This window comes from Klebsiella sp. LY, from assembly GCF_004010915.1.
Lineage (GTDB): Bacteria > Pseudomonadota > Gammaproteobacteria > Enterobacterales > Enterobacteriaceae > Klebsiella > Klebsiella quasipneumoniae.
On sequence record NZ_CP022444.1, the window covers coordinates 1911315 to 1923191 of the forward strand.

General features: G+C 54.4%; 10 protein-coding genes and 2 tRNA genes. 3 read left to right on the forward strand and 9 right to left on the reverse strand.

The features are described 5' to 3' along the window. Positions 1-70 precede the first annotated feature (70 nt). From infB to CE636_RS12220, 4 genes are all read right to left on the reverse strand, one after another. On the reverse strand, positions 71-2761 hold the full coding sequence (gene infB / locus CE636_RS12205) for a translation initiation factor IF-2 (protein ID WP_004206173.1): 2691 nt from the start codon (positions 2759-2761) through the stop codon (positions 71-73). 24 nt (positions 2762-2785) lie between these two features. After that, positions 2786-4273: a transcription termination factor NusA gene (nusA, locus tag CE636_RS12210; RefSeq protein WP_002918252.1), complete on the reverse strand. Its 1488-nt coding sequence runs from the start codon at positions 4271-4273 to the stop codon at positions 2786-2788. A 27-nt stretch (positions 4274-4300) separates the two neighbouring features. Next, the gene (gene rimP, locus CE636_RS12215) at positions 4301-4753 is read right to left on the reverse strand and encodes a ribosome maturation factor RimP (protein WP_002918364.1); all 453 of its coding nucleotides are present in this window, start codon (positions 4751-4753) and stop codon (positions 4301-4303) included. A 208-nt stretch (positions 4754-4961) separates the two neighbouring features. Then, positions 4962-5038, reverse strand: a tRNA-Met gene (locus tag CE636_RS12220). Positions 5039-5345: 307 nt separating this feature from the next. Here CE636_RS12220 and argG point away from each other — a divergent pair. The 3 genes from argG (at position 5346) to CE636_RS12235 (ending at position 8397) form a co-directional block, all read left to right on the forward strand. Then, a complete protein-coding gene (argG, locus tag CE636_RS12225; RefSeq protein WP_004144895.1) occupies positions 5346-6689 on the forward strand; it encodes an argininosuccinate synthase in 1344 nt (447 codons plus the stop codon). Between the two features lie 173 nt (positions 6690-6862). Further along, the gene (locus CE636_RS12230) at positions 6863-7492 is read left to right on the forward strand and encodes a winged helix-turn-helix transcriptional regulator (protein WP_004206175.1); all 630 of its coding nucleotides are present in this window, start codon (positions 6863-6865) and stop codon (positions 7490-7492) included. Positions 7493-7845: 353 nt separating this feature from the next. Further along, positions 7846-8397, forward strand: coding sequence for a YfaZ family outer membrane protein (locus tag CE636_RS12235; protein ID WP_004206177.1), 552 nt, complete (start codon positions 7846-7848; stop codon positions 8395-8397). 41 nt (positions 8398-8438) lie between these two features. Here CE636_RS12235 and CE636_RS28730 read toward each other — a convergent pair whose 3' ends face one another. From CE636_RS28730 to folP, 5 genes are all read right to left on the reverse strand, one after another. Further along, positions 8439-8687 (reverse strand): hypothetical protein, encoded by a 249-nt coding sequence (locus CE636_RS28730; RefSeq protein ID WP_025999211.1) that lies wholly within the window; start codon positions 8685-8687, stop codon positions 8439-8441. Positions 8688-8984: 297 nt separating this feature from the next. After that, positions 8985-9071 (reverse strand) — tRNA-Leu (locus CE636_RS12245). A 9-nt stretch (positions 9072-9080) separates the two neighbouring features. Further along, positions 9081-9410, reverse strand: a complete 330-nt coding sequence (gene secG / locus CE636_RS12250; RefSeq protein ID WP_002918369.1) for a preprotein translocase subunit SecG — start codon at positions 9408-9410, stop codon at positions 9081-9083. Positions 9411-9639: 229 nt separating this feature from the next. After that, positions 9640-10977: a phosphoglucosamine mutase gene (gene glmM / locus CE636_RS12255; protein ID WP_004206179.1), complete on the reverse strand. Its 1338-nt coding sequence runs from the start codon at positions 10975-10977 to the stop codon at positions 9640-9642. Further along, positions 10970-11818 carry a dihydropteroate synthase gene (gene folP, locus CE636_RS12260; protein ID WP_004206182.1) on the reverse strand — a complete coding sequence of 283 codons (849 nt, stop codon included), beginning with the start codon at positions 11816-11818 and terminating at the stop codon, positions 10970-10972. Before folP ends, glmM begins: the two co-directional genes overlap by 8 nt. Between the last annotated feature and the right edge of the window lie 59 nt (positions 11819-11877).

Consider the following 11877-nt stretch of genomic DNA (forward strand, 5'->3'; position numbering starts at 1 on the left):
GCCTAAAGCCCCTTTTTAAAATGATTGCCGGGTGGCGCTTCGCTTCCCCGGCGGCTTAGCCATCCGATGATTAATCGATGCTACGCTGGATTTCGATGATTTCGAACACTTCGATCATATCGCCAACGCGAACGTCGTTGTAGTTCTTCACACCGATACCACATTCCATGCCGTTACGGACTTCGTTAACGTCATCTTTGAAGCGGCGCAGGGATTCCAGCTCGCCTTCATAGATAACCACGTTGTCACGCAGCACGCGGATTGGGTTGTGACGTTTGATGGTCCCTTCGGTAACCATACAGCCCGCGATGGCGCCGAATTTCGGCGATTTAAAGACATCGCGCACTTCAGCCAGACCGATGATCTGCTGTTTCAGTTCCGGAGACAGCATACCGCTCATCGCCGCTTTCACTTCGTCGATCAGGTTATAGATGACGGAGTAGTAGCGCAGATCCAGGCTTTCCGCTTCGATAACTTTACGCGCAGAGGCATCGGCACGAACGTTGAAGCCAACCAGAATCGCGTTGGATGCTGCAGCCAGGGTGGCGTCGGTTTCGGTGATACCACCTACGCCGGAACCGATGATCTTCACTTTCACTTCGTCGGTAGACAGTTTCAGTAAGGAATCGGAAATCGCTTCGACAGAACCCTGTACGTCCGCTTTCAGCACGATGTTCACTTCGTGAACTTCGCCTTCGGTCATGTTAGCGAACATGTTTTCCAGTTTAGATTTCTGCTGACGCGCCAGCTTAACTTCACGGAATTTGCCCTGACGATACAGCGCCACTTCACGCGCTTTTTTCTCGTCACGAACCACGGTCACTTCGTCACCGGCAGCCGGCACACCGGACAGGCCGAGGATTTCCACCGGAATGGACGGACCCGCTTCCAGCACTTCGCGACCCAGTTCGTCACGCATCGCACGCACACGGCCGTATTCGAAGCCGCACAGAACGATATCACCCTTGTGCAGAGTACCTTCGCGAACCAGAACGGTAGCAACCGGACCACGACCTTTATCAAGGAAGGATTCGATCACTGCGCCGCTCGCCATCCCGTTACGGACCGCTTTCAGCTCGAGGACTTCAGCCTGCAGCAGGATCGCGTCCAGCAGGTCGTCGATACCGGTACCGGCTTTCGCGGAGACGTGGACGAACTGGCTCTCGCCGCCCCACTCTTCCGGCAGGATGCCGTACTGGGACAGTTCATTCTTCACGCGGTCCGGATCGGCTTCAGGCTTATCGATCTTGTTCACCGCAACTACCACCGGCACCTGCGCCGCTTTGGCGTGCTGGATAGCTTCGATAGTCTGCGGCATCACGCCGTCGTCTGCCGCCACCACCAGAACCACGATATCCGTCGCCTGCGCACCACGAGCACGCATGGAGGTAAACGCGGCGTGGCCCGGGGTATCCAGGAAGGTGATCATGCCGTTGTCGGTTTCTACATGGTAAGCACCGATGTGCTGGGTAATACCACCCGCTTCGCCGGAGGCAACCTTAGTAGAACGAATATAGTCCAGCAGCGAGGTTTTACCGTGGTCAACGTGACCCATGATGGTCACAACCGGTGCGCGCGGTTCAGCCGCCGCGCCGGTGTCACGGTCGCTCATTACCGCTTCTTCCAGCTCGTTTTCACGACGCAGGATAACTTTGTGGCCCATCTCTTCGGCAACCAGCTGTGCGGTTTCCTGGTCGATGACCTGGTTGATGGTCGCCATGGCGCCCAGCTTCATCATCGCTTTGATGACCTGAGAACCTTTCACCGCCATCTTGTTAGCCAGTTCGCCAACGGTGATGGTTTCGCCGATCACCACGTCACGGTTAACGGCCTGCGCCGGCTTCTGGAAGCCCTGCTGCAGAGCAGAACCCTTACGGTGCTTACCGCCTTTACCGCCGCGAACGGCCGCACGGGCTTCTTCACGATCGGCTTTCGATTCAGCGTGTTTGTTGCCTTTCTTCGCCGGACGCGCCGCTTTGCTGCTGCGGCTGCGGCCGCGACCGCCTTCGACTTCACGATCGTTATCATCTTCTGCCTGACGAGCATGCTGTGACGTGGTGACGTGATAGTCGCTGGTGTCTTCCGGGCTGTCTGAAGTTTCAGACCAATTTTTTTCGTTTTCTTCTGCCATACGGCGTGCTTCTTCCGCTACACGGCGCGCTTCTTCTTCAAGTTTGCGGCGTGCTTCTTCTTCCGATTTGCGCTTCAGTTCCGCGGCTTCGTTCTCGCGACGGATCTTTTCAGCCTGGGCGGTTTTGGTCATTTCGTCGGTATGTTGATTGCTCACTTTGTCTTTTTCCGCAGCTTCACGTTTCGCTTTATCAGCGACTTCACGTTTAGCTTGTTCTGCGGCCTCACGTTCAGCTTTTAATTGCGCCTCGCGTTTCGCTGCTTCTTCAGCTTCACGACGGGCCTGCTCTTCCGCTTCACGCTGCGCCTGCTCTTCCGCGGCCAGGCGTTCAGCCTCTTGCGGATCGCGTTTCACAAAGGTGCGTTTCTTGCGGACTTCGATTTGTACCGATTTACTCTTTCCACCGGTACCTGGAATATTCAACGTACTGCGCGTCTTACGCTGTAACGTCAGCTTGTCTGGCGCCGAACCATGCTCACGGTTCAGGTGCGTCAACAAAGTTTGTTTCTCTTGCGAGGTCACAGAATCATCAGCCGTTTTGCGGATGCCTGCGTCAGCAAATTGCTGTATCAGGCGATCCACAGAGGTCTGAATCTCTGAGGCCAGCGCTTTAATAGTCACATCTGTCATGCTGTTCCTTCCTGCTACAGTTTATTACGCTTCGTCGCCGAACCAACAAATGTTGCGAGCGGCCATGATGAGCTCGCCAGCTTTCTCGTCGGTCATCCCTTCGATATCAGCCAGGTCATCAACGCCCTGCTCGGCGAGATCTTCCAGCGTACAAACACCACGGGCAGCCAGTTTGAATGCCAGGGCACGATCCAGACCTTCGAGATTCAACAGATCATCGGCAGGTTTGTTATCTCCCAGGCTTTCTTCCTGAGCCAGCGCCAGCGTAGTCAGTGCGTTTTTCGCACGCTCACGAAGTGCTTCAACGGTGGCTTCATCCAGACCGTCGATTTCCAGCAGTTCTTTCATCGGCACATAGGCCAGCTCTTCCAGCGAGGAGAAGCCTTCTTCAACCAGCACTGTCGCGAAATCTTCATCAATATCGAGATATTTGGTGAAGGTATCGATAGCGGCATGCGCTTCCGCCTGGTGCTTAGCCTGCAGATCGTCAACGGTCATCACGTTGAGTTCCCAGCCGCTGAGCTGCGAGGCCAGACGAACGTTCTGACCGTTACGGCCAATCGCCTGCGCCAGGTTGCCCGCTTCTACCGCGATATCCATGGTGTGTTTATCTTCATCCACCACGATGGACGCGACGTCTGCCGGCGCCATAGCGTTAATCACGAACTGCGCCGGGTTATCATCCCAGAGGACGATATCGATACGCTCGCCGCCCAGCTCAGTGGAAACCGCCTGCACGCGCGCGCCGCGCATACCGACGCAAGCGCCAACCGGGTCGATACGCTTGTCGTTGGTTTTCACCGCGATTTTGGCACGAGATCCCGGATCGCGAGCCGCCGCTTTGATTTCCAGCACTTCTTCACCGATTTCCGGCACTTCGATGCGGAACAGTTCGATCAGCATCTCAGGTTTGGAACGGGTCACGAACAGCTGGGCGCCACGCGCTTCCGGACGGACTGCGTACAGTACGCCGCGAATGCGGTCGCCCGGGCGGAAGTTCTCACGCGGCAGCATATCTTCACGCAGGATCACGGCTTCAGCATTGTTGCCCAGATCCAGAGTGATGTTGTCGCGGTTCACTTTTTTCACCACGCCGGTGATGATCTCACCTTCGTGCTCGCGGAACTGATCGACCACCATTGCGCGCTCGGCTTCGCGAACTTTCTGCACAATAACCTGTTTAGCGGTCTGGGTGGTGATGCGGTCGAAAGTGACAGACTCAATCTGATCTTCGACGTAGTCACCGACGTTCATGCTTTCATCTTCGAAACGCGCGGCTTCCAGCGTGATCTCGCGCGTCGGCTGGGTCACTTCTTCTACAACCAGCCAGCGACGGAAAGTGTCGAAATCGCCGCTCTTACGGTCGATTTCAACGCGAACGTCGATCTCTTGTTCGTATTTTTTCTTGGTGGCCGTTGCCAGCGCGCTTTCCAGCGCTTCGAAAATTTTCTCACGCGGCAGCGCTTTTTCGTTGGAAACGGCTTCAACAACAGCCAAAATTTCTTTGTTCATCGGGGCCTTTCACCTCAATCCAGACTGTTAAAAGTGGGGAACCAGGTTCGCCTTCTGGATGTTACTCAGCGCGAACACTTCATCTTTGCCTTCGACGGTTACCGTGATCATTTCACCGTCTACCGCTTTGATAATGCCCTGCCATTTGCGACGGTTCTGAACCGCCATGCGCAGCACCAGCGCAACTTCTTCGCCAGTGAAACGTTGATAGTGTTCGGCGGTGAACATCGGACGGTCGAGACCAGGCGAAGAGACTTCCAGGTTGTAAGCGACAGTGATCGGGTCTTCGACATCCATGACGGCGCTTACCTGGTGGCTCACATCAGCACAATCATCAACGTTGATGCCATCTTCACTATCAATATAGATGCGCAGTGTGGATGTGCGACCGCGAATAAATTCGATGCCGACCAGCTCAAAGCCAAGCGCTTCAACCGGCGCAGTGAGCATCTCTGTCAATTTTTGCTCTAATGTGGACAAACCCACCCCCAAGACATAAAAAAAGGGCGTATAGCCCAGTTATTCTGAAGTCAGATAACAAAAAACCCCGATAAATCGGGGCTTTAGATAACTGAACCCTGAGATCGCCATGGCGATCTGGAACACCTTCCGCAAGAATTCTTTCAAATTCGGCTACGAAGGACACCTAGTCCTCACAGTATATTTGAAAAAGTACTTAATGGGAAAGTGGTTGCGGGGGCCGGATTTGAACCGACGACCTTCGGGTTATGAGCCCGACGAGCTACCAGGCTGCTCCACCCCGCGCCTGAAACGTGGCATATTTTACTCTTTTTGAGCAAAAGACGCAAATACTGCTGGGATTTGGTACCGAAGACGGGACATAAAATCGGGATGAATTGTAACGGCAACTAGTATATTTTGTCAACATGCATTTTAGCGCCCCCGATTGCCGTTTGTGCTGGTATTTCAGGCTTTTTTAGCAAAAAGATGATGAAGCCCTTCCTGTCGCCAGTAAAAGATGGTTAAATGAATACTCACAATTAATGCATAAAAATGCAGTTAAGGTTGTTGGGTCGAACTCACCACAGTCTATCGAGCAGGGTTTTATTTTATGACGACGATTCTCAAGCATCTCCCGGTTGGTCAACGTATTGGTATCGCTTTCTCTGGTGGACTGGATACCAGCGCCGCGCTGTTATGGATGCGCAAAAAAGGCGCCGTGCCTTATGCATATACCGCTAACCTGGGTCAACCGGACGAAGACGACTACGATGCTATTCCGCGCCGCGCGAAAGAGTACGGCGCCGAAGGTGCCCGTCTGATCGACTGCCGCAAACAGCTGGTCGCAGAAGGGATCGCCGCGATTCAGTGTGGCGCTTTCCATAACACCACTGGCGGGTTGACCTATTTCAACACCACGCCGCTGGGCCGCGCGGTCACCGGCACCATGCTGGTAGCGGCAATGAAAGAAGACGGCGTTAACATCTGGGGCGATGGCAGCACCTATAAAGGCAACGATATCGAACGTTTCTATCGCTACGGCCTGCTGACCAACGCTGAACTGCAGATCTACAAACCGTGGCTGGACAGCGATTTCATCAATGAACTCGGCGGCCGTCACGAAATGTCCGAATTTATGATCGCCTGCGGCTTTGACTACAAGATGTCGGTCGAGAAAGCCTATTCCACCGACTCCAACATGCTCGGCGCTACCCACGAAGCGAAAGATCTGGAGTTTCTGAATTCCAGCGTCAAGATCGTCAACCCGATTATGGGCGTGAAGTTCTGGGACGAAAACGTGAAGATCCCTGCGGAAGAAGTCACCGTACGCTTTGAGCAAGGCCACCCGGTGGCGCTGAATGGCAAAACCTTCGCCGATGACGTTGAAATGATGCTGGAAGCCAACCGCATCGGCGGTCGTCACGGCCTGGGCATGAGCGACCAGATCGAAAACCGCATTATCGAAGCGAAAAGCCGCGGCATTTATGAAGCCCCGGGGATGGCGCTGCTGCATATCGCCTACGAGCGTCTGCTGACCGGTATTCATAACGAAGATACTATCGAGCAGTATCATGCTCACGGTCGCCAGCTGGGCCGTCTGCTGTATCAGGGCCGCTGGTTCGATTCCCAGGCGCTGATGCTGCGTGATTCGCTGCAGCGCTGGGTCGCCAGCCAGATCACCGGCGAAGTCACCCTTGAGCTGCGTCGCGGCAATGACTACTCGATCCTCAATACGGTATCAGACAACCTGACCTATAAAGCAGAGCGCCTGACCATGGAAAAAGGCGATTCCATGTTTACCGCTGAAGACCGTATCGGCCAGCTGACCATGCGTAATCTGGATATCACCGATACCCGCGAGAAGCTGTTCGGTTACGCGCAGTCTGGCCTGCTGAGCGCCTCCTCAGCGACGGGTTTACCGCAGGTTGAAAATCTGGAAAACAAAGGCAAATAATCGCCTGACGATGTTTACTCTCTCTGCCGGCGGCTCTCCGCCGGCTTTTTATTTTTTGTTACCAGTCAGCAGCAGAAAAATCGAAAAGAGGCATTTTTTCCTTATCACCCGGCCAGCAAAATTGTTGACTATAATAGCCTCAATTGATTAATTCATATCTGGTGATAAACATCATGAATATTAAACCGCCGATCAGGCCGCAAAAGGCCATTGACCGACTGATCGATGTGCTTGAGCCACACGCGACGCCCGTTAACGCGATCGCCAGAAAAAGACTAACGTGGGAATATAAAGGTAAGACCCAACTCTTTATTTTTAAAAAAGGCGAGCTGTCGATTATTCGTAATTCCGACAAGCTATTGATGGTGACCGTCTATGAGCCGCATCTGTTCGGCGTGGCGGAAATGCTGCAGCCCAGCCGCAGCCATAGTCTGCGGGCGGAGGTCTCTTCCGAACTGCTGCGTATCGATTATGACCTGGCGTCGGCGCTATTCCGTCAGCACAACCTGTGGGAAGAAGTTACCAGCCTGCTGGCTTATCATACCTCGTATATGGTATATCGTGACGATCTGGTCCTGCAGCAGCGAACCTATTCGGTGATCCGTAACCATCTGCTGGAAATGATGCTCTTAACCGAAGAGACTCGGCAGCGCGTGTCTATTCTGGAATATATTCAGGACCGGACCCATCTGTCGCGCAGCAGTATTCTCAATGTCTTGTCAGCCTTAAAGAAAGGCGGTTATATTGCCTTTGCCCGCGGCGGTTATTTGCAAAGTATCGCCTCGCTTCCGGAAAAATTCTAACCCGCGCCCGTCACCATCTTTTTGTCGTTATTCACCTTACTGTTGAAAATGTTTAAATTTAAATCAATAAACGCTAACGGTAAAAAAAGAAAAATTTTATGCTGAGTTCCTGAATTTACCGGTGGACAACATGTCCCTAGGCTCAACCAGCAGACTGCCACTCACGGCGTTAACCGCCGGGCCTGCATCAGCTCAGGATATGCCACCGGAAATCGGCCAGGCGTGAGCAGCGGCAGCGGGAGTTGACCCCTCTTGTTTGCCGTCTGCAGCGACCATAACGATGAGATCCAAGAACCCGTTAATTTTGCCCGAACGCCCGTATCGGGCTTTTTTTTATCTGAAGGAATTCAACAATGAAGTCTATTGCTCCAAAAATGGTTGCCGTGATGATCGCTTTAGGGGCCAGCAGCGCTGCCTGCGCATCCGTTAACCTGCATGGTGAAGCCGGCGCCGAGTTTACCAATCTGTCCGCCAGCTTTGGTGCCGGGGAACCTGGCATGACGTTCAACACCCAGTGGGCCCACAGCGACAATGACGGGGACAGCGTAGGACTGGGAATGGGTTACAACTTTAACCTCGGACCCTTTCTGATGACGCTGGGCGGTAAAGGGGTCTATTTGAACCCTAAAGACGGTGATGAAGGTTACGCTATCGCCGCAGGTGGCGGAGCAGAACTCCCACTCGGCCAGTACTTCACGCTCTTCGGTGAGGGTTATTACTCGCCGGACTCGATGTCCAGCGGCGTCGATGATTATGTGGAGGCCAATGCCGGGCTACGCCTTAACGTGCTTCCGTCGCTAAATATCGAAGCTGGCTATCGTTATATCGATATGGCGGGGAAAAATGGCAACCGCGACAACACCCTCGCCGACGGGGCCTATGCCGGGGTTAACTTCCGCTTTTAATCCATGCACAGGGATTGCCTTCCGGCAGTCCCTGTCTCATCTCAGCTGGTCAGCGGCACGCTTTTCAGTACACGGTTGATCTCCTGCAGACCAGCAACATTATTCTCTTTACGGTAAACGTCATTCATGGACGCCATCTGCTCCAGGCGGGTCAACGCGCCATACACCTGATATACCTCACTATGTCTGTCGAAAACATCGCGGCGCTCTACATCCTGCAAATAATGGCTTTTCAACGAATGATTAAGGCGACCAATCAGTGCCGTATTGTCCTGGAAATAGCGCGTCACCGCCTGGGCATTGTTCGCCGCAGTCCCCGGCTCACTGTGCGATACCGGTACGGTTAGCGTATTAATCGTCTCCACCGTTTTGGATGGCGATGTTGAACTGCATCCCGCTAAACCGAGCACGCCGGCGACGATAAGCAACCCGATCTTGTTCATTGTGTCACTTCACCTCTGTTAATTTGACGAGGCGACTTTAACGACAGCAAAAGGAGGGGACCAGCGAAGAGATGTTTAATAATAAATGGTCGGTGGGGACAAAAACAAAAAAAGACGCTTTTCAGCGTCTTTCTTCTGGAATATTGGTACCGAGGATGGGACTCGAACCCACAAGCCCGTTAGGGCACTACCACCTCAAGGTAGCGTGTCTACCAATTCCACCACCTCGGTACAGAATACTTAGTGCGGGATATCGCTGGTCGGCTGAGCCGGCGCAGTTGGCTGAGTTTGCTCTGTTTTCGGCGCGCTCAGGTTATCCCACTCACTTCCTTTACTGGTCTTGTTGCTGTTGATATTACCCAGCGCCAGACTGATGATGAAGAACAGCGCAGCCAGGATGCCGGTCATACGGGTCATGAAGTTACCAGAACCGCTGGACCCAAACAGTGTGCCGGAAGCGCCTGCACCGAAGGAGGCTCCCATATCAGCGCCTTTACCTTGCTGCAGCATAACCAGACCTACGAGGCCAATCGCTACAATAAGGAAAACAACCAAAAGAGCTTCGTACATAATCAACCTGTTCCTTGCGGATTCGCCGCATACCAAGTGCTTCGACCAATAAAGCGGGGCGTTTTAACGTTTCCCACTGAAGCGGGTGTGAATACTAACCAAAGCGAATGACCTTCGCAAGGGCAATTTCGACACATTGTATCAACTGCAGAAAAAAACAGCAAAAAGCCGGTATTCGATCATAAAAAAGGCGGCAAGCGCCGCCTTTTTAACCACTTAGCCGGCAAGCTTAGACGCTTTTTACCGCTTCGGCGATGCGATGCGCAAACTCGTGCACCTGATCTTCATGCTCGCCTTCCACCATGACGCGGATCAGCGGCTCCGTACCCGATTTACGCAGCAGGACGCGGCCACGCTTACCTAATGCCGCTTCTACTTCTGCGGTCACCGCTTTGACATGCTCATTCTCCAGAGGGTTGCCGCTGCCCTCGGTAAAGCGCACATTCACCAGCAGCTGAGGGAACATCTTCATGCCGCTGCACAGGTCATGCAGGCTCATGTGGTTGCGTACCATCGCCGCGACCACCTGCAGACTGGCGACGATGCCATCGCCGGTGGTGGTTTTATCCAGCAGGATCACATGGCCGGAGTTTTCCGCACCGATGCGCCAGCCTTTTTCCTGCAGCATCTCCAGCACATAGCGGTCGCCCACCTTCGCGCGGGCAAACGGGATGCCTAGCTGCTTGAGCGCCAGCTCCAGGCCCATATTGCTCATCAGCGTACCGACGGCGCCGCCGCGCAGCTGTCCCTGACGCAGCCCTTCCCGGGCGATGATGTAGAGGATTTGGTCACCATCGACTTTATTGCCTTCATGGTCAACCATGATCACCCGATCGCCATCGCCGTCGTAGGCAATGCCCAGATCGGCTTTTTCCGCCAGCACGCGCGCCTGCAGCGCCCGCACGTCGGTAGCCCCGACCTCTTCGTTGATGTTGAGGCCGTCAGGCTCACAGCCCATCGCGATAACCTGGGCGCCCAGCTCGCGGAATACATTAGGAGCGATGTGGTAGGTTGCGCCATGCGCACAGTCCACCACCACTTTCAGCGTGGAGAGGCTCAGTTCATTGGGAAAGGTGCCTTTACAAAACTCAATGTAGCGCCCCGCGGCATCGACGATACGGCTGGCTTTACCCAGCTCAGCCGAATCCACACAGGTGAGTTCTTTCTCCATTTCGGCTTCAATCGCCTCTTCCACATCATCAGGCAGCTTGGTGCCCTCAATGGAGAAGAACTTGATGCCGTTGTCGTAGAAAGGGTTATGTGAAGCGGAGATGACGATCCCCGCCTCGGCGCGAAAGGCGCGCGTCAGGTAGGCAATCGCCGGCGTCGGCATTGGCCCGGTGAACGATGCAGAGAGTCCCGCTGCCGCCAGCCCGGCTTCCAGCGCCGATTCCAGCATATAGCCCGAAATACGGGTATCCTTGCCGATGATAATTTTACGCGAGCCGTGGCGCGCTAACACTTTACCCGCCGCCCAGCCGAGCTTAAGCACAAATTCCGGAGTGATCGGCGCATCGCCGACGCGGCCACGAATACCATCGGTGCCAAAATACTTGCGGTTACTCATAACGTTTTTTTCCCTTAGCGGCGAGGGTGGCTTCCACCACGCGCAGCGCTTCTACCGTTTCTTTGACATCATGGACGCGGATAATCTGCGCGCCCTGCATTGCTGCTATGACGGCACACGCCAGGCTGCCGTTCAGCCGTTCCGACGGCCCAACGTTCAGCAACTGACCTACCATCGACTTACGCGACATACCGACCAGCAGCGGCAGACCAAAGTGATGAAACTCTCCCAGCCTGGCCAGCAACTGATAATTGTGGGTGAGATTTTTACCGAAACCGAATCCCGGGTCGAGCAGCAATTTTTCTTTTGCGATCCCCGCCTGTTCGCAGCGCACGATGTGTTCATTAAAAAAGCGCTCTACATCGGCGAAGACATCCTCATACTTCGGTGCCTCCTGCATGGTTTTCGGCTGTCCCTGCATATGCATCAGACACACCGGCAACCCGGTTTCCGCCGCAGCCTGCAGCGCGCCGGGTTCGGTCAGCGAACGAATATCGTTAATGATATGCGCCCCCGCTCGGGCCGATTCGCGGATAACCTCCGCTTTGGAGGTGTCCACTGAGATCCACACCTCAAAGCGCTGGGCGATAGCCTCCACCACCGGGATCACCCGCGCAAGCTCCTCTTCCACGCTAACCTCAGCCGCCCCTGGCCGCGTCGATTCACCGCCGATATCAATGATGGTCGCCCCGGCGTTGATCATCAGATTGGCATGCTTCACCGCCTCAATCAGCGAATTATGGGCGCCGCCATCAGAGAAGGAGTCAGGCGTCACATTAAGAATACCCATCACGTGGGGGTGAGAGAGATCGAGGGTTGAGCCCTGGGCTACAAGTTTCATCACAAAATCCCTGAGACAGAAGAGGTTAAAAAAGAAAAACCCCGGAGCGGGCGCCCCGG